14 protein-coding genes and 2 pseudogenes are annotated in these 22,915 nt (G+C 69.1%); 9 read left to right on the top strand and 7 right to left on the bottom strand.

What is annotated here, in order from left to right; translation table 11 throughout:
• Positions 1 to 997: 997 nt before the first annotated feature.
• The 3 genes from ACZ4K2_RS36190 to ACZ4K2_RS36180 are packed head-to-tail and all read right to left on the bottom strand — an operon-like array spanning position 998 to position 2,423.
• A complete protein-coding gene (locus tag ACZ4K2_RS36190) occupies positions 998 to 1,621 on the bottom strand; it encodes a hypothetical protein (RefSeq protein WP_467480803.1) in 624 nt (207 codons plus the stop codon).
• Positions 1,618 to 2,145, bottom strand: a complete 528-nt coding sequence (locus tag ACZ4K2_RS36185) for an RNA polymerase sigma factor (protein ID WP_467480801.1) — start codon at positions 2,143 to 2,145, stop codon at positions 1,618 to 1,620. The genes ACZ4K2_RS36190 and ACZ4K2_RS36185 overlap by 4 nt, the downstream gene beginning before the upstream one ends.
• Positions 2,142 to 2,423, bottom strand: a complete 282-nt coding sequence (locus ACZ4K2_RS36180; protein ID WP_467480800.1) for a hypothetical protein — start codon at positions 2,421 to 2,423, stop codon at positions 2,142 to 2,144. Before ACZ4K2_RS36180 ends, ACZ4K2_RS36185 begins: the two co-directional genes overlap by 4 nt.
• 710 nt (positions 2,424 to 3,133) lie before the next feature.
• Between ACZ4K2_RS36180 and tpg the strand changes: the two genes are divergently transcribed.
• Positions 3,134 to 3,691, top strand: coding sequence for a telomere-protecting terminal protein Tpg (gene tpg / locus ACZ4K2_RS36175; protein ID WP_467480798.1), 558 nt, complete (start codon positions 3,134 to 3,136; stop codon positions 3,689 to 3,691).
• A 33-nt stretch (positions 3,692 to 3,724) separates the two neighbouring features.
• Here tpg and ACZ4K2_RS36170 read toward each other — a convergent pair whose 3' ends face one another.
• The 4 genes and pseudogenes from ACZ4K2_RS36170 to ACZ4K2_RS36155 form a co-directional block, all read right to left on the bottom strand.
• The gene (locus ACZ4K2_RS36170) at positions 3,725 to 3,979 is read right to left on the bottom strand and encodes a hypothetical protein (RefSeq protein ID WP_467480796.1); all 255 of its coding nucleotides are present in this window, start codon (positions 3,977 to 3,979) and stop codon (positions 3,725 to 3,727) included.
• Positions 3,980 to 4,730: 751 nt separating this feature from the next.
• On the bottom strand, positions 4,731 to 5,474 hold the full coding sequence (locus ACZ4K2_RS36165; RefSeq protein ID WP_467480794.1) for an AAA family ATPase: 744 nt from the start codon (positions 5,472 to 5,474) through the stop codon (positions 4,731 to 4,733).
• A pseudogene (locus ACZ4K2_RS36160) lies at positions 5,471 to 7,114 on the bottom strand (Mu transposase C-terminal domain-containing protein). The gene ACZ4K2_RS36165 and the pseudogene ACZ4K2_RS36160 overlap by 4 nt, the downstream one beginning before the upstream one ends.
• Before the next feature lie 113 nt (positions 7,115 to 7,227).
• Complete coding sequence (locus tag ACZ4K2_RS36155; protein ID WP_467480792.1) at positions 7,228 to 8,403, bottom strand: AAA family ATPase; 1,176 nt, start codon at positions 8,401 to 8,403, stop codon at positions 7,228 to 7,230.
• Positions 8,404 to 8,691: 288 nt separating this feature from the next.
• Between ACZ4K2_RS36155 and ACZ4K2_RS36150 the strand changes: the two are divergent.
• The 8 genes and pseudogenes from ACZ4K2_RS36150 to ACZ4K2_RS36115 form a co-directional block, all read left to right on the top strand.
• Positions 8,692 to 8,892: pseudogene (locus tag ACZ4K2_RS36150) on the top strand (helicase associated domain-containing protein); the annotation flags it as partial.
• 9 nt (positions 8,893 to 8,901) lie between these two features.
• Positions 8,902 to 9,639, top strand: a complete 738-nt coding sequence (locus ACZ4K2_RS36145) for a helicase associated domain-containing protein (RefSeq protein ID WP_467480807.1) — start codon at positions 8,902 to 8,904, stop codon at positions 9,637 to 9,639.
• 281 nt (positions 9,640 to 9,920) lie between these two features.
• Entirely contained in the window at positions 9,921 to 11,315 is a 1,395-nt protein-coding gene (locus ACZ4K2_RS36140; protein WP_467480790.1) for a TniQ family protein, read from the top strand.
• 367 nt (positions 11,316 to 11,682) lie between these two features.
• Complete coding sequence (locus ACZ4K2_RS36135) at positions 11,683 to 12,231, top strand: TnsA-like heteromeric transposase endonuclease subunit (protein WP_467480788.1); 549 nt, start codon at positions 11,683 to 11,685, stop codon at positions 12,229 to 12,231.
• The gene (locus ACZ4K2_RS36130; RefSeq protein WP_467480786.1) at positions 12,228 to 14,360 is read left to right on the top strand and encodes a Mu transposase C-terminal domain-containing protein; all 2,133 of its coding nucleotides are present in this window, start codon (positions 12,228 to 12,230) and stop codon (positions 14,358 to 14,360) included. The genes ACZ4K2_RS36135 and ACZ4K2_RS36130 overlap by 4 nt, the downstream gene beginning before the upstream one ends.
• Positions 14,361 to 14,446: 86 nt before the next feature.
• Positions 14,447 to 15,415 carry a TniB family NTP-binding protein gene (locus ACZ4K2_RS36125; protein ID WP_467480805.1) on the top strand — a complete coding sequence of 323 codons (969 nt, stop codon included), beginning with the start codon at positions 14,447 to 14,449 and terminating at the stop codon, positions 15,413 to 15,415.
• Positions 15,416 to 16,021: 606 nt separating this feature from the next.
• Positions 16,022 to 22,201, top strand: coding sequence for a DNRLRE domain-containing protein (locus tag ACZ4K2_RS36120; protein WP_467480784.1), 6,180 nt, complete (start codon positions 16,022 to 16,024; stop codon positions 22,199 to 22,201).
• Positions 22,202 to 22,325: 124 nt separating this feature from the next.
• Positions 22,326 to 22,769, top strand: coding sequence for a hypothetical protein (locus ACZ4K2_RS36115; protein WP_467480782.1), 444 nt, complete (start codon positions 22,326 to 22,328; stop codon positions 22,767 to 22,769).
• The last annotated feature ends 146 nt before the right edge of the window (positions 22,770 to 22,915 follow it).

The raw sequence follows: 22,915 nt of genomic DNA, 5'->3' as shown, positions 1-22,915 counted from the left end.
CGGGCCTATCCAGGAGGGCTCCAACGCCGTGATCACACCAGCCACGGCAAGATCATCTCACCTCTGACCGGCAGTTACGGGACAACCTCTAGAACCGACACCACCAGCTCCATGGTCATTGCGGTGGATTGGTCGGCGCGGGCGTGAATGACGTTTGCCCTCCACGTCACGGGCACGGAGGACCGTTGGAGAGCAGGAGCAACACCTACGCCGATCGCGGCTAGCCTGAAGACATAGCGCGCCATTCTGGGGGGATTCACAGGGACGCTCTCAGGCAGAGAGCCGCCAGCAAGACAGCCGACCGCGCGGCGACCATCCAACGCGGACGACGCCAGGCAGGTGTCCGCCGCCACTGTCCTCTGTCTCCAGGAGAACGCTATGTCCCGGGACCATGCTCCCGCCATTCCGTCCCCGTCCGAACCGGCATCCTGCTCAGCGCAGGCCCCTGACCGTTCCGCCCTTTGCACCATGATGGTCCACGGTGCCGCCCAGGGGGCTACCCGCGCCCTCACCGCCCGACTGGTCGACAGGGTCCTACCGCACCCTCCTGACTGGGTCAGGCCCCTGTCACGCGTGCTCGCCCATTTCTGGGAGCACTAGCGAGGGCGATGAGCCGTCGGCCCTACAGACGGTCGTCTCGGCAGGGAGACGGCCGTCTGGCGCAGTGATGCGCAACGCCCCGTCCGCATACGGTCAGTTCGGACAGATCTCATCCACGCAGGAGCGTTCGTGAGGCGCATGCTCTGCACCTGCACGCGGAGCCGGACAGCACTGGCGGCCGCTCATGAGGCCGACAGCAGGGCTCAGATCGGCTGGCCAAGGCCTGTGGGGAGGACCGTGAGTCGTTTGGCGGTCCTGGTCACGCAGCAGCGGCCGCCCGGATGGTGCCGGGCGGCCGCTGCCTCAACGAGTCGTTGCGCCTCAGTGTGAGGTGCTCATGATGGGTACGCCTATAGGAAGTCTCCTGTCTGCAGGCATGACGAAAGGCGTTTATGCATTAGCGTCGCCTTCCGTCTGTCATGCGATCAGGATGCTGTAGATACTCTTCGATTTCTTTTACCAGTCGCTTTGCTTCTTCGCTTACTCCTGGGCTTGCTGCAGCACTCAGAGCTAGTTGCACTGCGGCGAATGTTTCTGACCCGGCAGCCAATCCAGCGACTTTCCATGCATGCATTGCCGCATTATCCCTGCCATGCGGCGGGGATGCCGGAAAGCCAGCAGGCGCATCTTCTGCTTCCTGCATGTCAGCATGAAGGATGTCCAGGTAATCCTGCGCATCCTCATCGCCTCTTGCTGCAGCCCATTGCCACCAGGAAACGGCGTCTTCTGGCCTGTCCAGATATTCCAGGAGTTCCGCAATCCGCCGCGTTTCCTGTGGAGTGGATTTCTGCTCACACTCGCGGGCAAGCAGGAGCACTAGTTCCGATTTGGCCGCGGTCTCCTCGTCGGTGTCCGGGCAGGGGGCGGGGGCCGGGGGCCAGCCGGCAAGCTGGCCCCCCTCCGCCTGTACCGAGTCCTCGGGCGTCCGGGAACCCTTCGAAAGTGCCTGCTCAGAACGTACGAGCAGGACCCATCCGGCGAGGAGCCGGATGGTGTTCTCGTCTGCCTCGTAGATCCTCATGCGGTCTCCTCCTCGCCGGTCTCGTTGATGAACTTCTTCAGGTTCTTGATGGCCATGCGGATGTAGCTCTTCACCGACTCCTCCTTAAGGCGCAGGCACCTCCCCGCTTCCTCAGGGCTCATTTCCTGAAGAACACACAGGGTGATTACCTGCCGCTGCCGGTCGGGAAGTTTGGAAACTAAATCATCGATACCCTCTTTAATGATTTCGTAAGCGGCACCGGGGATGCCGGTCTGAGATTCCTGGTCGGGCAGTTCCTGCAACGGGAAAGAAATCGTGTGCCGGTTGCTCCGGAATTGATCCTTGACCGCGTTCTTGACCGCAGTACGGCCGTAGGCAGTCCGGTTACCGGGCTTCGCAACGATTTTTTCCCACGACGAGAACATGCGCATGTAAGCGATCTGCACAGCGTCTTCGGCGCTGTGCAGATCGCCCCGCGCTTCGGCCCGGGCGACGCGTTCGAATACCGCGCTGGTCTCGAGGACGAACGCCTCGAAATCCGTACCCTTGTCGGCCTCGCTCACGCAGCCTCCCGCGAGGCGATCACCCGGTAGTCCGGTTCCGAGGCCTTGTAGAACAGCCAGGCAGGCCGTCCCTCCTCGAAACGGGCCGCGGCCCCGCCCTGCGGCATCGCCGCAGCCATCGCGATCATCGTCGCGCACTGCTCACGCTCCGTACGGGTCTGGAGAAATACCTTCAGGCACATCTCCAAGGCACTCTTCGTACGGCGCAGCGCGTAGTACGCCAGGAGCAGCACCGGGATCGAAATCCCGCCCGCTCCCGTCCAGTCCAGCCAGGTCACAGACCGGCCTCCCATCATGACGACACGTTGAAGAGGGCTCCCGCCCTCACTCCCTACACGCGCCGGGGGGCCTGAATCCGGATGCCGTCGGCCAACTTTTTTCCCACGCGTCCCCGACGGCCCTCGTAGAACTCGCTGACCAGGCAAAACACCAGGAAATCCGGCAGGAACAACAAGCCCGTCTTGGATGGTGCCGGCAGGCAGTGGACCATTCTCAGCGACACCAGGCACCCTGCGGGCCGTACGCGCACGGAGGCCGGAGGGTGGACCGGCACTGCTGCGGCCGGCCGCCTGGGCGTTGTCGCATCATCACGTGATGTAGCAACAACAACGTCCGACTGGGCCCGTCCTGGTCGTCCTGCTCCCCAACAGAGGTCAGGCCGGGGCCGCATCCGGCCCAAGCCCGAGGCCAGTTGCCGGCGGCAGGGGCTTCTCTGGCCACCGGCAAGAGCCAGCCGGGGACTCGCCCTCCTGGATGAGCTACATGCCGTAGTAGGAGCCTGGGGAGCGGCGAGGAGGATTCTCACGGCGGGCGTGGACCGCCCACGGCCACGCGGCGAAGGCTGGGACGAACGAGTTCCCGGGCACGGTGCAGCGTCCCGGCCCGAAGGTCCGCGACGCCTCGATGCCGCTGCACGTCGGGCGTTGTAGACGATGTTGGCCGTTCTTGTCCCGAAGACACCGGAACCGGTGGGCAGAGGTGGGCGAGTGTGGGAGAGATCGTGCAAGGGCTGGAGCGTGCGTTGCGCACCCGCCCTGTCCCCTTGAGCACCGAGGCCCGTCTGCGGTTTCTGCTTGTAGCGCACCGGAATTCCACCAGGAGCGTCGCCGCCGTACTGGGAGTGTCGCAGCGCACCGTGCAGCGATGGGTGACAAAGAAGCCCGGCGCGCGGCGCACGCCGGGTCCACTGCATGTCCGGGTAATCGAGGAAGCGGTCCTGGCTCGGTGGCAGCCCCGGATACGAGCCCGTCGGCCTGCCCAGGCCGAGGCAGAAGGCTTCGTCTTCCATACCCGGGCGCGGTTCGGGTTCGCCGCGCCAGCAGGATCTTCGGACGATCCGCGGGTGCGGTGGATCACTCAGCACTTGCCGGGAGAGGTCGCCCGGGAGCTGTTCGCCGCCCGGGATGCCGGCGCGGGCGAGGAGCAGCAGACGGTGATTCTGGCTCGCGCGCTGGGACACGCCTACTTCCGCGAATGGGGCCGCCGGGCCCACGGTCTGCACATCGCCTTCAGCGACGTCGAGTTCGCCGACTTCTCGATCGGCTGAGTATGCCCCGTCGAGCGAAACGCTTCAGGGTGTTCAGCGTCGCGAGGGCCTGACGCGACTGGCCGACATCGCTTCGTACCTCTCGGCTTCCTGCCGCTCGCGCCAGTCCCACTCCACACGGCCGGCCGGGCCTTTGCGGCGGGCCGCGGGTGGCTGAGGCGGGCGCAGTCTGGCCTTCTCCGCCACGTGCAGCAGGTGCCCGCGGTCACCTGGCGCGGCGAGCAGCTCCTGGTCTTCGCCCGATACGAGCCGGGTAAAGCAGGCCGCGGCCCGCAGGAAGATGCCCACCCAGGGTGGTATGGGGTAGGCGGCGCAGCCGTCGGTGTAGCGGGCGCGGTCGTGCAGGGCGAGCGTGGCCGCAGCGTCGTCGTAGTCGCGGGGGCGGGCGGTGGCGAGTTGCTGGAGGGAGGCACCGGTGAACAGCGCGGCGGCGACGGCTGCAGCCAGGCGAGGGTGTGCGGTCGCTGCGTGCAGCCGGTGGGTGACTCGCTGGGCGGTGTGCGCGGTGAGAGGAGCAGGTGGTGGGCGGTGCCGCCAGATGATCGGCGGCGGCGTGCACGGGGCGGCGCAGGGGCCGGGGCTGTCGTAGGAGACGAGGCGGTCAAGTGCGGGCAGGGAAGAGCCTGGTGCAGGGCGGCGGGAAGATGAGGGCGGTGGCAGACCAGGGTCAGGTGGATACCGGTGCGGGCCTGTAGCTGCAGAAGGCGCATTGTGCGGCGGGCGGTGAGGCGGTGGGCGCGCAGGACGGTCAGCCGGGTGACGGGCAGGGCGGTGATCCAGGCGGTTGCGGCTTCCCAGGCGGGCTGACGGCCGCCGGGAAAGCGGCCCGGGAGCAGGGGCGGTTTGCCCAGGGCGGCGAGAAGGTCGTGGGCGAGTCCGGTTTCGCTGGTGGTGCCCGGGCCGGGGTGCAGGGTGATCCGGCCGGACGGCGGATGGTGGGCGGCCAGAGCGGTGTGCGTGTGGATCATGTCGTCGTGACGGTCGAGGACCACGGTGACGGACGGCGGCAGCGGCGGGGCAGGAGGCATGGACGGTGTGGTCAGGCGAGGCGGCTGAAGGCCCAGCGCAGCAGCTCTTGGTCGACGCGTGGGCGGCCGGAGCGGGCCAGTGCGGTGCGGGTGTGGGCGGTCAGCTGGGCCCAGGCGCGGAAGTTGCCGTGCGCGGCATGCTGGTCGGCGAAGGCGATGTCCTCGGGGTCGGCGTCGGCCCAGATGGGGTGGAACAGCGGGATCACCTCGAGGACCTCGTCGGGGGTGAGTCGGGTGAACTGCTGCCAGATGAAGATGCGCGAAGACAGCATCGGTTCGCGGCGCAGCACGGTGTGGCAGCCCGCGCCGCCGACGAAAATGATGGCGAGCTGGGTTGAGGGTTCGTCCCAGAGGTAGCGGAAGTATTCGAACGCCTCCCCGTTGAGCCACTGGGCCTCGTCGACGAGGAAGGTACGGGGGCGTTCGGCCAGGGCCGTTTTCAGCAGGCGGTCGAATTCGCTGGGGTGGCGCGGTGGCTCGCCGGCCAGGTCAAGGGCGGTGAACAGTTCGTAGCGCACTGCGCGGGCGGTGGGCCGGGCGCGGAAGGTGATCTTGCGGACGTCCTCGCCGGGTTCGAGTTCGCGCAGGCAGGTGTTGACGGCGAGGGTCTTGCCGAAGCCGGCGCCGCCGTGGATGCACATCATGGCGCGGGCGGCGACGGTGTCGGTGATGTTCTCCCGGGCGGTGAGCAGGGCGCGGGTGGTGACCACGGACGCGTCGGGCAGGTCGACGTACTGGTAGGTGGCCGCGGTCACGAGGTGTCTCCGTCTTCATCGGGGGTGGGAAGTGCGGTCTGCCCGCCCGGGCCGTGCGGGGCGGAAGCGCCGTCACGGCCGTGCGGGTACCGGGCGGGGGCGGGCGGGCCTGGTGTGGTCAGCGCGGCCAGGGAAGCCGGGGTGCGCCAGTCGGCCGGGGGCGTGGCGTGCGGGATGACGTCGGGCATCGCGAGCTGTGCGAGGTCGGAGTCGGCCCTCTGGGCGAGTTCGGCGTCGGCCTGCGCACCAGTCAGCACGCCGAGCTGCCGAGGGGGCTCGGCCCGGGTGGCAGCGGCGTAGCGCTCGCGCTTCGCGGCCTGAAGGTCCCTCTTCAGACGGCGTGCGCGAGCGGACCGCGCCCTTCGTACGGCGCTGATCTGTTCGTCGGTGGCTTGGTCGGCCAGGTCCGCGGGACCGAGGTAGCGGCCGGTGGCGGCGTGATAGACCTCGATGCGGTGGTCGTGGTGGGGCATGAAGCGGATACGGACCTGGCTCCCGGCCTGGCCGGTCATCCACGCCCCGACGTAGTCGCGTCTGCGGAAGCGGATACCGCGGGTGGTCAGCGTGCGGGTGCCGGCGTCCTCCAGGGTGAACGTCCACAGATCCGCGGCCGGCACGTCCCGCAGCGGGGTGGGATCGTCCTGCCACGCCTGCAGCGGAGTCCTCCCCCCAAGCGGCGCCGGGCGGTGCTCGGTGTTCCACCACAGCGTCCAATCCAGCAGCCGGGCGGTGAAGTCCTCAAAGCTGAGCAGCACTTCGTCCTTCGGACGGGAAGCACGCTTGCCGGGGCTCGGCTGGCGGGCATAGCCGGGCAGCGCGGCCAGGAACATGGCCTCCACCGCCCGGTTCAGGCCCTCCACGGTGCCTTTGAGGTGGGGGGTGTAGGCGGGCAGGTCCTCCACCGTGACGTCCAGGAGGTCGAACGCTGCGGTCACCGTCCTCGACAGGAAGTCCTTGCCGCGGTCCACCCGCACCTTCTCGGGCACGCCGCCGAACGGGCCGTATGGGTCCTCGCGCAGGACCTATGGGTCCTCGCGCAGGACCGCGGAGCGCAGCGCGGCCAGCACCGACTCCCGCGACGGATGCCCCGGCGTGGTGGCGACGCCGGTGATCGCGTTCGTCGCGCAGTCGATGAACCAGGTGATCCACGGCCTGCGGGGCTTGCCGTCGACCTCGACCAGAATCGGGGCCTGTACGTGGTCGGTCTCCCACACCTTGTTCCGCCAGCCGCGCGGCCGGGCCAGGAACACATCATGCTTACGCGCCGCGCGCTCTCCTCCCGCGAGCCCGGCGCGCTCCCCCGGCGTGAGATCCCGCTGGATCGCGCGGTGCAAGGTGGGCAGCGACGGCGGCGGAGCCGCCGGAGGGGACTGGCGGGCAGCGCGGGCCGTCAGCTCACGATGCACCGCCGCGACGTTGCCCTTCCACAACGCGAGCAGGCGGCGTACCTCCGGGGTGACAGTGAAGCGGTCCCGGGTCTGGGCCCGCGCCCCGGGCTCCGCGGCCGCGGACTCGTCACGCTCGGCAGCGGCCAGCCACCGCCACACCGTGCGCTCGGTCACCTCCAACGACTGAGCCATCAGTTGTACATGCCGGGTCGTCAGCTTCTGTTCCTGCCGCAGGGCCAGCAGCCTGCGCACGGCAGGGCCGCGCAGCGCCGACAGGGAGGAAGAAGGCAGACCTCCCCGCGCGTCCGGGCCGTCCCCGTGCACGCCGGAGCGGGAAGCGCCTTCTGTCGGCCCTGCCGCGCCGGTCACAGCGGCCCCATGAGCCGTGCGCAGGCCCGCTCCAGCATCCGGCGGTCCACCACCGGCCGGCTCTTGCCGTAGGTCTCGGCGGTCAGGTGCGAGGTGAGCTTCGCCCAGGTCCGGAAATTGCCGTGTCCCACATGCTCGTCCACCCACGCGACATCGACCTCGCTCACGTCCTCCCACAGCGGATGGAAGGCAGCCATGACGGTTGCCACCTCGCGCGGGATGAGGCGCGGCACCAACTCCCAGGTCAGCACCCGCGAGGCCAGCGCAGGCACGCGGCGCAGCGCCCGTTCGCTGCCCGCGCCCGCCAGCACGAGGGCCGTGTCCGTGTCCGGGTGGTCCCACAGCCCGCGTAGAAACTCCAGCGCCGGCCCCGGAAGGCGCTGTGCCTCGTCCAGTACCAGCACACGGGGCTGCCGTAGCGCGTTCACCAGCGTCAGGTCGGCCTCCCCCGCCCCGCGCGGCAGACGCCTGCCCAGCTCCAAGGCGTCCGCGAGCACCCGGCGCAGTTCGGGAACCGTCGGGTGCACACCGACGTGGACCCGCCGGACCCTGGCCGGGTGCGGCAGCTGGGACAGGGCGTACTGCAACGCGACGGTCTTGCCCTGGCCGGCGTCGCCGTACAAGCACACCACCGCCCCGACCGCGGCCGCGTGCGCGACCGTCCGCAGCACCGACCGCACAGCAGGCGTGTGCACCACCTGCGCGCCCGGCACCAGGACCGGGACCTGCGCCAGATGCTTCTGCTCGCGGAGAAAAACCTGCCCGCCTGTACCTTGGCCGGCCACGACGTTCAGGCCGAGCTCGCTGAGCGGATCGGGCCTACGCGGCCCGGCCACCTCAGGCTCCCGCTCGACCGTCAACGCCCGGCCCGCCCGGCGGTCCCGGCGGATCACCCGATGCAGTGTCGACGCCGACGGCACCGACGCCCCGCCAGCCGCGGCCAGCCGGCGTCTCAGCTCAGCGACATTCCCTCCGACCTCGCCCAGCAACGCCCACACCTCGTCCGACACCGCATACCCCTGCCGGACCGGCGCCTCCACCTGCCCGGTCGTCTTGGCCTGCTCCAGCCAGCGCCACACCGTACGCTCGGAAACACCCACCGTCTCAGCGACCGCACGCACATGCCTCGTGGCCAGCTCCCCCGCCTGCTGCCGCTCCAGCAGACGACGCACCACCAACCCCCGGGGCAGCACAGCCCCACGACCGGCCCTTACCTCTTGATCCACCCCACGATCACACCGACCGGGCCAACCTCAGCGCATAAGAACCCTCAAACCTGAGACAACATCAGCTGCCATGCGATAAAGCCCCACGACAGCGATCCCACCCATCAATCTCTCACCTCATGACAGCAGCCTGCCCACCCAAAAACACCCACTGACCAGCCCCATAACACCCACCCCTGGACCAGCACGACCGACTCTCACCACCACCGACACCAACCCAAGAGATCGCACGAGGCCGCCGTCATCTACAACCGCGAGCACGGCGACCTCCGCGTGCCGTTCACGTTCCGCGTGCCAGCCGCCGACGACCAGGAGGCGGAAGGCAAGGGCTGGCCGGCCTCGCTCGCCAACTTCCCGCTCGGGCAGTGGACCGCCGACGCCCGCCGCTTCTGCGCCCGCGGCCGTCTGGATGAGGACCGCGTCGCGCAGCTGGAGAAGCTCGGCATGATCTGGTCGCACTACGACGTCGCGTGGGAGGAGGGCCTCGCGGCCGCGCGCGGCTGGGCCGCCGAACACGGGCACCTCCTGGCCCCGCTGGACGCCACGTTCCAGGGCGCGAAGGTGGGCATCTTCCTGAAGAACGCGCGGGCCGCCGCCCGGAAGGCCCAGGAGATCGAGCAGCGGCGTGCGGAGGGACTACCGGTTCAGTCATCAGCCGGGGCGATGTCCCAGGCGCGGCGCGAGCAGCTGGAGGAGATCGACGCGTCCTGGTGCCCGAGCTGGCCGGTGACCTGGCAGCGGTGCTTCCACCTGGTCCGGATGCACCTGGACGCGGGCGAGGCGCTGCCCACCGAGGCAGGCGACGTCGTGCACCAGGGCGAGGACCTCGGACGGTGGGTGCAGTCAGTGCGACTCGGGTGGGACCAGCTCACAACCGTGCAGCAGTGGCTGTGCCAGCAGGTCCTCGGAATCGAACCCGCCAACGAGGACGAGAAACCCAAGCCACCGCGCAGCCAGGCCGACAAATGGGCGATGAACTACCAGGCCGCCAAGCAGTACTACGAACGCGAAGGACACCTCCAGGTCCCCAGGAAGTGGATCGAGCGGATCGTCGTCGGCGATGGCCAGGAGGAGCGCGAGCTGCGGCTCGGGGCGTGGATCGGAAACCAACGCAGCCGAGCCGCCACGCTGACACCGGAACGGATGGAACAGCTCTCCGCCATCGGCATGCGATGGACATAACCAGACGTACTGCGTACCCGCGGCACCCGGCGAAGCGTACGAAGCACGTACACAGCCCACGTCTGCGCACCCGGGCCGGACGACGCACGGCCAGCACGCACCCCAGGCTCAGCTCCGCAGCCTGGGTGCTGCCGACGCGGCCGCCACCGCTCCTCCCCCTCCTCCGCCGGAAAGCACCCGCCGCCACCCCCGCGCCTACCCGGGGCCCGCTTTCCGTGCCCAACCGCGACACCCCGTTAGGAAAGCGCCCGCCCGGGCGGCGGACACGAGACCGTGGTGGAGTGACCCGCTACCCCGGCCTCCTGCGGACTGCTCCCCTGCAAGGAGAGACGACCTCATCGCTGATCTGCCGCCTCGCCCTCCGCTACGGGATGGCACCGAAGGTGCTGCGGACGTGCTGGAAGTGGCGCAACTACCCGCCTGGGCACGAGGGCGGAGGTGCGCGGGCTGATGCCGAGGTGCTCCTGGACACGGCCGGACGGCAACTCCTGGTCGGCATGTGCGGCGTCGAGGAAGCCGTGCTGGCACGGGCGTTGCCGTCCTGGGCGAAAAAGGAAGCCAAGCTGCGTGCCAAGGATGGCGAGCCGGTGGGGCTGTGGCGGATCGGCGGCGTGGTGGCGGGTCCTGTGGCGTTCGGGTGCCGGCTGTGCACGGCCCGGCGCACGGGGGTGGCCGTGCGGGCGGTGCAGTACGTGCCGCGGTGGGAGCGGGTGTGCGTGCGGCATGGGCGGTGGCTGCTGGACGCGGACGCCGATCAGCCGCTGGAGCATTTGGATCTGCGTGGTCTGCCGGAGGTGGTGGAGGCGCAGCGGCGGTGGGGGTCGGTGGGGCGGCGGGCGGTGCGGGCCGGTGCGGAGCCGGAGCGGGTGTTCGCGTTGGCGCGGGCGGTGGTGGCCCGGTGGTGGGAACAGGCCTACGGCTGGGAGCGGGAGACGGTCTGGCCGCGGCGCCTGCACCTGGTCGCGGGCGGGGATGCAGGTGGTGATCTGGAGCGGTGGCGGATCGTGGGGCGGGACGCGGTCGTCTTCCCCGAGGTGGTTGCCGTCGCCGACGCGCTGCTGGACCCGGGCATGGCCGAGCTGGTGTGGGTCGACAGTGGTGCCGGGCGGCCGCGGGCGCTGCCCACCGACGGAATGTTCTGCCGCAGACTCGGTGAGCGGCTAGGGCGTACGTGGCTGGGGCCGCTGGCGGCGGCGGACCACGGCGGGCCGCTCATCGCGTGGATGGGCAGCATCATCCGTCTTCGCCGTGGTGCCGGCGGGCCGCCCGGGTACGACAACGACCCGTGGTGGCTGCGGCAGGAACACCAGGCCGCGACCATGGCCGGGCAGTTGCGGGTGCTGGGCAAGGAGAAGAAAGCACCTGGCTCGGGGACGATGTGGCGGGCTGCGGTACCCGCCGAGCAGCGGAGGCTGATCACCAGCACGCTGGACAGCGTCCAGGAGCAGTTGCTGCAGCTGCGTGGGGTGCACAGCGGGCCGACCGCCGACGTCGCCCGGCGCCTGCTGCGCGGCCTCGGCCACAGCGCCGGCTTGATCGAGAACGCCTGGAAACGCACCGCGGTGGCGGCGGTGAACGGCGGAGTGCCCCTTCACGAGGTGGCCCGGTGGGTGGACATACCCGTCGAGGTGCTCCGGAAGATGCTCACTGCGGACGGGCAGGAGGAGGGCGGCTGAGCACGGTGCGCCAGGAAGAAGTCGGCTGATAGCTGATACGGCACTCGTTCGTGGCAGAAACACTGAAAACGGCTGTCCGGGCGTGCGGGAGCGGCTTGGCTGGCGCGGGTGACCAGCACAGGAGCAGCCCGGCCCAGGAGCCGGGCAGGGCGGGCGGGCGTGGCTCAGGTGGGCGGGTTCGAGGCGGTATTCCTCGACCCGGTGGGGCAGGCGGTGCAACAGCGGTGGGCGGATGCCGCCATGACCGTGGCGTTCGAGGACCTGCCGCCGGTGTCGGCATTCCCGGTAGTGCCGGGGCGCCGCTGGGGGCCGGGCCTGTGGTGGTCGGCGACCACCGGGCGGCACGTAGCCCGCCGGGTCGAATGCGATGCGCACCCAGCTGATGGTCTTGGACCGCGATCGGGACGTGACGGGTCTGGCGGGGCGGCCGGTGCGGCTGCTGTGGCGTAATGCCCGCGGCCAGGTGCGTTCCTGGGTGCCGCAGCTCTTCGCCCGCCGTGCCGACGGCACCGCCCTGCTGGCCGACTGCCCCAGCCACCCAGACGCCGGCGGCGACCGCGCGAAGAACGCCGCCGAGGCGGTCGCGCAGGCGTGCGCGGACGTCGGCTGGACCTACCGGCGCCTGGCCCCGCTCGACGACGTCCTGGCCGCCAACCTGAAATGGCTGGCCGGTTACCGCCACCCCCGCAACGCCGGCCGGCCCGGTCTGCCGGCGGCGGTCGTCGAGGTGTTCACGCGGCCGCGGCCGCTGCTCGAAGGCGCCAGCGCGGTCGGCGACCCGATCGAGGTTCTCCCCGCCGTCTTTCACGCCTTGTGGCACGGGCGGCTGACGGCCGACCTCAAGACGCCGCTGCACGAACGCGTCCCCGTCGGCCCGCGAGGCTGGAGCGGCCCCGAGACAGCAGACGCCGGGTGAGCGCGCGGCGCAATGCCCGGCCGGTCGTGAAGGTCGGTGCTCACGTCCGGTTCCGGGGCGTGAAGTGGCAGGTGGTCGCCCTGTCGGGACAGGACATCCACCTCGTCGGCCCGGAGGGCGGCGGTGAGGCCGTGCTCGCCGGGCACCTGTTCGCCGACCCCGGCTTCACCGTCATCGGGGCCGATACGCCGCAGGCGGCCCCGCAGTGGGGGCTGTTCGAGACCGCCCCCGCCGCCGCGCGTGAGAAGGCGCTGGCCTGGCGGCGGCACGTGCGGGAAGTCGAATGCGGGCTCACCGGGGGGCCCGGCAGCGAAGGTACGGTCCGGCCGCAGTACGACCCGCAGCGGCACACGCTAGCCGAGCGGGAGCAAGCCAAGGCCGAGGAGCTGACCGCGCTCGGCTTCGGCCGAGTCTCGCGCACCACGGTCCAGCGCATGCGGCTCGCCTACCGCAAGCAGGGCCTGTGGGGGCTGCTCGACCATCGCACCACCCGCACCTCCAGCCCCACCGGCCGGGCCGACGAACGGGTCGTCGCCGCAGTCCGCGAGGCACTGCGCCGCCGCCGCGGCCGCTCCAAGGGCACCATCAACGGCCTGTTCCCCCTCATCAACCAGATCCTGGAAGACCGGCACGGCCCCGGCACGGTGCCCGCACCGTCGCAGGCCACGCTGTACCGGCTCGTCACCAACCTCGCCCGGCCCGGCGAACTGCCCTCCGGACCCGTCCGGCAAGTACCGGCGAGTATCGACGGGCGGGCCTTCACCCCCGCCACAGCTTTGCGGCCCGGGGAGCAGGTCCAGGTCGACACCACCCGCCTGGACGTCCTCGCCCTCTTCGACGACGGGCGTCTGGCCCGGCCCGAACTGACCATCGCCGTCGATGTCGCCACCCGCGCCATCCTGGCCGCCGTGCTGTGCCCGAGCGCGACCAAGGCCGTGGACGCGGCGCTGCTGCTGGCGGAGATGGCCGTCCCGCACCCCGCCCGCCCCGCCTGGCCGGACATCCTGCGCATGGACCACGCCCCCGCACTCCCCCACCAGCGGCTGGCCGCACTCGACGAGCGGCTGGCCGGCGCGGCGGGCCGGCCCGTCGCCCTGCCCGAGACGATCGTCGTCGACCGCGGCAAAGTCTTCGTCTCCGCCGCGTTCACCGCCGCATGCGAACACCTCGGCATCAGCGTCCAGCCCGCCCCGCCCCGCGCCCCCACCGCCAAAGGCATCGTCGAGCGGACCTTCGGCACCATCAACCACCTGTTCTGCCAGCACCTGCCCGGCTACACCGGCTCCGACGTCACCCGCCGCGGCCCCGACACCGAGAAAGACGCCTGCTACAGCGTCCCCCAACTGCAGGACCTGCTCGATGAGTGGCTGGTGCACTACCACCACCGGCCCCACGAAGGCCTGCGCCACCCGATGATGCCGAAGAAGGCCCTCACCCCGAACCAGATGTGGGCCGCGCTGGTCGCCGTCGCCGGGTACGTGCCCGTCCCGCTGACCGGCAGCGACTACCTCGAGCTGCTGCCCGTGCGCTGGCAGGCCATCACCCCCGCCGGCATCACCATCCACCACCGCACCTACGACCACGATCTCCTCGCCCCCTACCGCGGCCACTCCTCCCCCGTCGCCGGCCGGGGCGGGAAATGGGAGATCCACTACAACCCCCACGACGTGCGCCAGATCTGGATCCGCCTGCCCGACGGCGAGCTCACCGAAATCCCCTGGATCCACCGCGACCACGTTCACCAGCCGTTCAACGACCACACCTGGCAGCACATCCGCACCCACGCCCACCACCACAACCACGACGACAGCCAGCAGCACGAAGCCGGCCTGGCCGACGCCCTCGACCAGCTCCTGCGCCGCGTCCACAGCGGCCACGCCACCAAATCGGAACAAGCTCTCCTCGCCCGCACCACCACAGCGCCGATCCCCGCCGCCCGGCATCCGCAACACGACACCGGACCCACCATTGACGAACCGGCGCAGCACAGCGACAGCGATGGTCAAGGCGCCGACAGCGAAAACGACAGCATCGACGACCTCGACGGCGCACCCTACGACGACCTCAGCCCCAGCCCGGCCGCCGGATTCGGGCTCTACAACGCCTATGAGGAAGCCGACAAGTGGTGAACCCCCGCACCCACCCCGCAGCGCACCAACCGCCCAGCGCAGCCGCCGACGCGGGCAGCGGCACCACGGCCGAACCGTCCTGGCCCCTGACCACCTGGCAGGGCTGGCACCGCTTCGCCACCACCGACCCACCCGCCCCGCCCCGCCCCGGTGACCCGCCCCGCAGCCGCGACGAACGCCTCGCCTACCACTCCAGCTTCGTCACCATCCGCACCCCCGCCATCAGTCAACTCGCCACCCAGGTCCGCACCCTGATGATCCTCGGCCGCCACCAGCAGACCACCGCACGGCCCTCCCTGATCGTCACCGGACCCGCCGCGGCCGGAAAAACGACCGCCCTCCTCCATGTCGGCCGCGCCTGCCACCTCGCCCACCTGCGCAAAAACCCCGCGCCGCCCGGATCAGCCCACAACGCAGCACCCGTGGCGTACGTCCTCGTCCAGCCAGGCGCCACCGCGAAAACCCTCATCACCGAGTTCGCCCGCTACCTCGGCATCCCCGTCACCACCCGCATGACCCAGACCCAGATCACCGACGCCGTCTGCCACACCTACATCGCCGCGGGCGTCCAACTCGTCCTCATCGACGAAGTCCACCGCCTCAACCCCCGCACCACCACGGGCGCCCAAGCAGCCGACCTCCTCAAAGACCTCACCGAACGCCTGCCCGCGACCTTCGTATACGCCGGCATCAACGTCACCGACACCCCTCTCTTCACCGGCGTGAGAGGAGCCCAACTCGCCGGACGCGCCACTCTCATCACCTGCGGCCCCCTCCCCGCCCGCCATAGCACCCGCGAACCCTTCCGCGACGTCATCACCGACATCGAAAACGCCCTCGACCTCACCAACCACAAGCCCGGCATCCTCCCCCGGCACACCGCCTACCTCCACCAGCGCACCGCCGGCCGCATCGGATCACTCACCAGACTTATCCGCCAAGCAGCCATCACCGCCATCTGCGACGGCACCGAACGCATCACCAAAACCGCCCTCGACGCCGTACGGCTCGACCACCTCGCCGAAACCCACCACCGCCCCACACGACGGCGCTAACCCCACCCACCGAACAGGCACAACAGCCTGACCAGCACAAACACCAACCGGGCCTTTACACGCTAGGACTACCTACAACCCACCCGGGCCATACTCCATACAGAACGCACAACCCGAGCTCAAACCCCCCACCCACCCCGCCTTAACCACTCACGCGACTTCTCAACAAACCCACAACACCCCAGGCCAGCAACGACCCGACACACCAACAAACCCACCCCTGAGCGTTATCCGCGCCCTGGCGGCCCCGCGGCGGGTGGTCCTGAACGGCAAGGTGGTCGGCTGAGGGGCAGGGGTGCGAGTCCCCCTGCCCCTGGAAGCCCCATTCGAGTTGCGGAGACGCGATCGGGTGGGGCTTTTCGTGTGCACGGAGACGCGTGGACTCGACCCACTGAGAACACGATTCGGTCACATGATCTTCACGTTCCTCAGGCAGTGCCTTATTTGTCGCATTAGCCCCTTGTTGTGTCTCTGTATGTTCAAGTCAATCAGGGTTATTGACCATGACTTGTCAAAAGGGGCACCAAGAAAATGAAGGAAGAGTCATCCCCACTGTGGGGGCGGCACGCGTTGCCGTCCCGCACACGCTTGAGACGCACAGCCCTGGTGGCGGTGCTGGCGCTGACGGTGGGTCTGGTTGAGGCGGGAACGGCAGTCGCCAATTCGGTCTCGACCACCGCGGAGCAGCCGAAGCCGCTGGGTCCGGCGGAGGCGGAGGACGCGGCGTCTGCGCTGTTGACGGCGCGGTTGCAGGATCGCCGCATAGAGGTCACGGGGGAGCGCACCGACTCCACCACGACGTGGGCGAACCCGGATGGCACGACCACAGTGGAGTCGTACACTGGGCCGATCCGTGTGCGGGACGAGCACGGCGCTTGGCGGCCGGTGGACACCACGCTGGTCGCCGGCGGCGGGGTGGTGGCGCCGAAGATGGCGGCCGCCGATGTGACACTCTCGGACGGCGGGACGGACCAGACGCTGGTTCAGGTCGGGCGCGGGAAGCACGCGCTGGGCGTCGCTTGGGAGGGCAAGCTGCCCAAGCCCCGGCTGAACGGCTCGACCGCGACGTACCCCGGTGCAGTGAAGGGCGGCGACCTGGTCGTCACGGCCCTGAAGGAGGGCTTCACGCACAACGTCGTGCTGCGCGAACGTCCGGACGGGCCAGTGGAATACCGGCTTTCGGTCGATGCCACCGGGCTGCGCCTCAAGGAGACCGCCGACAATCGGCTGGTCTGGGAGGACGCCAAGGGTGAGGCAAGGGCCGGCGCGCCGGCGCCGGTCATGTGGGACTCCTCGCACGACAAGGCATCGGGGGAGCCCGAACACCTGGCGCCGGTAGACGTTGACATCGTCGACGCCGAGGACGGCAGGGGGCAGGTGCTGGTGCTCAAGCCCAGCGCCGCCTTCCTGTCGGATCCCGACGTGACGTATCCGGTGACGATCGACCCCACCGACTCGCTGATGGGTCCGACGACCGACACCTGGGTGCAGTACAAGGACTACCTCACCTCGCAGCGTGGCTCAACCGAACTGAAGGCGGGCACGTACGATGGCAGCGAGAAGGCCCGGTCCTTCCTGAAGTTCAACGTCTCGAAGTACTCGGGCAAGCACGTTCTCGATGCAAAGCTGCGGTTGTACTCGGACTACTCGTCGACGTGCAGCACGTCGAACTCGGGCATTGAGGTACGCCGAATCACCACCGACTGGGATCCGTCGGCGATCACGTGGTCGGCACAGCCGTCCACGACAGCGACCGGCGCGGTGGTCATCAAAGACGCCAAGGGCTACAACTCGTCCTGTCCCGCCGGGTACAGCACGTGGAACGTGAGCCCCATCGCGCAGTCGTGGGCGGACGGGCAGGCCAACTACGGTCTGCGGATGGCTGCGGTCACCGAGACCGACCCGCTCACCTGGCGCCGCTACCGGTCGGCGAACTACGTCGACGGCTCCCACGACCCGGCCTCCGAGCCGTCCCTGACGGTCAACTACAACACCAAGCCGGGCAACGCGACGCCGGTCTCGCCCGCGACAGGGACGGTGACGAACAACACCAAGCCCACGCTGTCGGCCAAGGCCACCGACCCCGACGGCAACACCGTCCAGACAAACTTCGAAATCTGGAAGTCCGACGGCACCGCCGCCCTCCAGACCGGCAAGTCCGCCTTCGTCGCCTCCGGCGCCAACGCCACCTGGACCCCCGGCACCGCACTGGCCAACGGCTCCTACAAGTGGCGCGCCCAGGCCTACGACGGCAACGACACCTCCGCCGCGTGGTCGGCCTGGCAGACCTTCACCATCGACACGACCCCGCCAGGCACCACCAGCATCTCCTCGGAGGCGTTCCCCGCGGGCGTCTGGTCGGGTACCGCTGACAGCGGTGGGAACTTCTCCGGTTCGTTCACCTTCACCCCGCCTACCACGAAGGTAAAGGAGATCGAGTACAAACTGGATGCCGGCGGCCCAGTCACGGTGGCGACTACGGGCGGGAAGGTCACCAAGACCCTGACCTTCAAGGCAGGTCTGCACACCGTATACGCGCAGACGCGGGACGCGGCCGGCAACACCGCTGCGCTCACGAAGTACACCTTCGGTGCGGGGCAGGGGAGCATGTCCTCCCCCGTCACCGGCGACACCACCGACGACGAGGTGACGCTCTCCGGTGAACAGCCCGGGATCTACTCCGGCGTCACCTACCAGTACAGCGTCAGCCCCGGCGTCTGGGCCAACATCCCCGTCGCCTACGTTAGGCGCACCGACACCGGTGCCGCACTGACCGCATGGCCGCTGGCCATCTCCGGCACCGGCAACCCCGTGGACCTCGAATTCCGCATCGCCGACTGGCTCGGGGACGACGGCCCCGTCCAGCTCCGTGCCCAGTACAGCTCCGCGGCGGCCCCGTACAACACCGTCGCGGCCACCGTCACCGTGAATCGGCGGGCCGACAACGCACCGGTCCAGGATGTCGGCCCCGGGTCGGTGAACCTGCTGACCGGCGACTTCACCGCCTCGAGCACCGATGTCTCGGCACTGGGCATGCAGGTCTTCCGCAGCTCGTCCTCGCGCTACCCGCTCGCGGGGTCCCAACAGACGGGCCAGGCAGCGATCTTCGGCCCCAACTGGACCTCCGGTCTTGATGGCGGAGAGTCGCCGTGGGCCAGCGTGCGTCAGGTCGCGTCGACTTCACCGGCGCTGGGCAGTACGGTCATTCTGACCAGTACCGACGGAAGCACCGACGGGTTCACTCTGAACGCCGACGGGACTACCTGGACCGCCCCGGCGGGCAGCGGAATGACCCTGACTGGTACGACCAGCGGCAGCACGTTCACCCTGGTCGACTCCAGCGGTAACCATGCGAAATTCACTAAGACGAGCGCCAACGGCTCTGCCACACCCACCTGGCAGCTCTCGTCCTTCTACACCGCCGCGGACACCGCGGCCATGGCCACGACCGTGCAGTATCAGGCGGTGGCCGCCCCGAGTGGCACAGGCGTAGTGGCCCGCCCGCAGTACGTCGTTGCGCCCACAAGCGCCGTCTCCGCAGACACCTGCATCTCGGCGCCGGACACCCGCGGCTGCCGCGTCCTGCAGTACAACTACGCGACGGCCACAACCGGCACGTCCACGGCGTTCGGGACCTTCGCCGGCCAGGTCGACACCATCAGCATGACCGCCACCAACCCGGCCACCGGCACCGCCTTGACCAAAACCCTGGCCAAGTACGCGTACGACGACCAGGGACGGCTGCGCAGCGTCTACAACCCCCAGACGGACACTGCCCTCGTGACCGGCTACGGCTACGACGGCGCCGGACACCTGGCCACGATCACGCCGGTCGGCCAGCTGCCCTGGACCATGACGTATGGCCAGGTCGGCACCGGCGGGAACGCCAACCCGGGGATGCTGAAGTCGGTCTCCCGGCCGACCCTGAAGTCCGGCACACCCTCCACCCTCAACGGCACGGTGAAGGCCACGACCAGCGTCGTGTACCGGGTCCCGGTCAGCGGGAGCAACGCCCCGTACCAACTGGACGCGGCGCACACGGCGACCTGGGGCCAGAGCGACAACCCCGTCTCCGCCACGGCGGTCTTCCCGCCCAGCTCGGTGCCCGCAGGCAACGACGGCACCACGTTGCCCTCGTCCGCGTATGCCGCCGCGTCGCTCTCCTACCTGAACCGCAACGGACTTGAGGTCAACACCGCCGAACCGGGCGGTCACATCAACACAACCGAGTACAACGCCCTCGGTGACGTGACCCGTGAACTGAGCGCCGCCAACCGTGAGCTGGCCCTGGGCCAGAGCGCGACCGACGACGTCCAGCTCGCACAGATCCTGACCAATAAGTCGAGCGCGGATGCTGCCGACCTCCTGGACACGCAGCACAGCTACACGCCGCCGACAGCGGACGGCACCGAACTGCCGAGCGACGTCCTCGGGCCACTGCACACCGTGAGCCTGACCCGGGGCATAGCGGCCGAAGACGGCCTGGGCGCCCTGCCAGCCGGCAGCCTCTACCCGGCGCGCGCCCACACCCACGTGAGCTACGACGAAGGAAAGGACAGCGGCAGCGAGCTCTCCGGTCTGGAGACCTCCACGAGCACCGGCGCCAAGCCTTACGGTTATACCCACGACACAGACGTCCGGTCCTCGGCAACCGGCTACGACTGGACGACCGGCAACGTCCTGTCCTCCGTTGTCGACCCAGGAAACCTGAGCCTGACTACCAACTACACCTACAACTCCTCAGGCGGTCTCCTCACCAAGGCCCAGCCGGGATCCAGCGCGACCACGACGATCCACACCACCTATTGGTCCGCGACCGGTACCGGCACCTGCCAGGGACGCCCCGAATGGGCCGACCTGGTGTGCCAGACCGCCCCCGGAGCAGGCATCACCGGTGGCGGCACCAATCCGACCCAGCTGCCCACCAAGAGCTATACGTATGACTGGTACGAGAACACAGTCACCCTGACGGAGACGGCCAACGCCGTCACCCGCACCACCACGTTCGCCTACGACGCGGCCGGGCGCGCCACCAACGTCGCCGTCACCGGCGGCGCCGGCGTCACGTCGCCCACGACATCGTTCACCTACGACGCTGCCAACGGCCAGCAGGCCACCACTGTCAGCAACGGCCGCACAGTAGTGCGCCTCTACGACCAGCTCGGTCGCCAGTACTCGTACAACGACGGAAACGGCAACACCGCCACGACGTCCTACGACACGATCGACCGTCCGACGGCGGTCAGCGACTCCGTCCCCTCCACCACCTCCTACACCTACGACGCCACCAGCGGCCAGCCCCTCGCCCTAACCGATTCCGCCGCCGGAACCTTTACGGCCACGTCCTACGACGCGGATGGTGTCCTCACGGGCGAAGCCCTCCCTGGCGGCTACAGGCTGGCCATCGCCTACGACACAGCGGGCGACCAGACCTCGGCGATCTACACGGACGCCACGGGCGCCATCGTCCACTCCGACGTTGCGGTGTACACCATCCATGGGCAGCAGGCCAGCCGTGCTCAGGCCAGCGGCAGCACTCTGCTCAGCAGCTACACCTACGACACCTCAGGGCGCCTGTCGCGAGTCACCGAAGACGACGGCATTCAGACGGACTCACGTGCCTACACCTTCAACGCCGGCGACAACCGCACCTCGCTGACCACCACCCTGACCCTGGCGGACGATACCGCGACCACCTCCACCACCCGGTACGACTACGACTCGGCGGACCGCCTGATCGCCGAGGGCTACACCTACGATGCCTTCGGCCGTACCACCCGGTTGGAGGGCAACACCCTGTCCTACTACACGAATGATCTGATCGCTTCGGAGACCAGGGGAGCCACCCGCAGCAACTGGGCCCTGGACTCGGAGGGCCGACTTGCCTCCTCGACCACCTCGACCAGCGGCGACAACGGCGCCACCTGGACGAACACGGGCAGCGTCGTGAACCACTACGGCTGTGGCTGCGACACACCCTCGTGGAGGACGGCCACGGCCGGCTCAACCTCGTCGGTCACCCGCAACGTCCTTGATCTGACCGGGAGCCTGGCCGCCGTCACCACTGACACCGGCCATCCTGTCCTCCAGCTCGCAAATCTGCACGGTGACATCTCCGTCCAACTGGATCTGGACACCACCACCGCCACCGAGCAGAGGTACGACGAGTACGGCAACCCGTTGAACGCCACTGCCGCCGCAGCGGTCTATGGCTCCCTGGGCGCCTACCAGCGTGCCACCGACGGACTGGCCGGCTACACCGTCATGGGTGTCCGCGTCTACAACCCCGCCACCGGCCGCTTCCTCCAGACCGACCCGATCCCCGACGGCAACACCAGCGCCTACATCTACCCGGCCGACCCGATCGGGCAATCGGACACCAGCGGTCAGCTGAAATACCGCTACCAGAAGAAGTCGACGAAGAACTACACGCTCGAAATCAAGCGGAACTGCGAGGGACATTCCAAGTGCAGTCTCACGTGGTACGTGAAGCTGAAGTCGATCTGGAAGAAGTACGGCTCGCTGAAGTTCAAGTACACCATCACCCTGCCGGGGTACTACGCCAGGAAGAACCAGGACTACGGCCACGCCGAGGCGGGGTGGTACATCTTCCACGGGTCCTGGGGGGTGCCGACAGAGAAGAACCCCGATCGGGGAAAGTACAAGGTCATGGGAGTCACCTTCTGGTTCGACTGGACGGACAACGTCGAGTTCACCGGAAAGTTCACCGTCCAGGGCATATGCGTGAAGAATCCCACCCTCAACGTCCACGGCCTCTTCACCTGACCAGCGGTGGGGCGGCAAGCCAGCGAAAGGCGGCGGGATGGCGGAGCCATCGGCCTGGCGAAACAGAATGTTGCGAGCGGTCTGGCGAGAGGGGGAAGCCCTCCCGTACGAGGTCCTCGCGTGGATGTCAGAACTGTACGACGAGCGCGGGAAGGTGCCGGAGGAGGTCTTCTGTGAACTGTGGACCGCCCGGACCTTCGCGCTGGCGAGAGCAGCGTTCGAGACGGTCGTCCGATCGGCGGAGCGGGAGACGGGGAAATCGGGCACCGGAGCTGACTTCTCCTATATCGACTACCTGCGCGACCCGGATCTCGGCCCCGTCGGGGTGGTCCGCATCAAGTCATCGGAAGTCTCGATTCCGGATTGGGAGGAGATTCTGGGCACGGTGGCGGATGGAGTGCAGGAGTTCTTCATGAGCCACCACCGCGTGACCTGGCCCGTCTGCGACGAGCACGGCCGCGGCCTGCACACAGGCTATTGCGGCGGGACGGCGGTCTGGGTGTGCACCGCCGGTTCTCCGCCGGGCCACGTGGTGAGAGCTGTGGATCCGGCTGTCCAGCTCTCATGACGGCGCCTCCGGCCGCCCCTGCTCGGGGCGGCCGCAGGCACGGGTTCCGGCGGCTTAGACCGTGTCCTATGTGGTGAGGCGGACAAGGCGCTTGTAGCAGCAGAGGGCGGCGGCGAGTCCGAGAAAGGCCAGGTAGTTGCGGGGAT

It is taken from the genome of Streptomyces sp. NPDC025833, from assembly GCF_055558055.1.
This window is presented reverse-complemented; position numbering and strand designations above follow the sequence as displayed.

Bases quoted from the DNA above. Each gene is read 5' to 3' on its own strand.
- ACZ4K2_RS36190 (WP_467480803.1), bottom strand. From the start codon at position 1,621: ATGAGGATCTACGAGGCAGACGAGAACACCATCCGGCTCCTCGCCGGA.
- ACZ4K2_RS36145 (WP_467480807.1), top strand. From the start codon at position 8,902: ATGATCTGGTCGCACTACGACGTCGCGTGGGAGGAGGGCCTCGCGGCC.
- ACZ4K2_RS36135 (WP_467480788.1), top strand. From the start codon at position 11,683: ATGCGCACCCAGCTGATGGTCTTGGACCGCGATCGGGACGTGACGGGT.
- ACZ4K2_RS36115 (WP_467480782.1), top strand. From the start codon at position 22,326: ATGTCAGAACTGTACGACGAGCGCGGGAAGGTGCCGGAGGAGGTCTTC.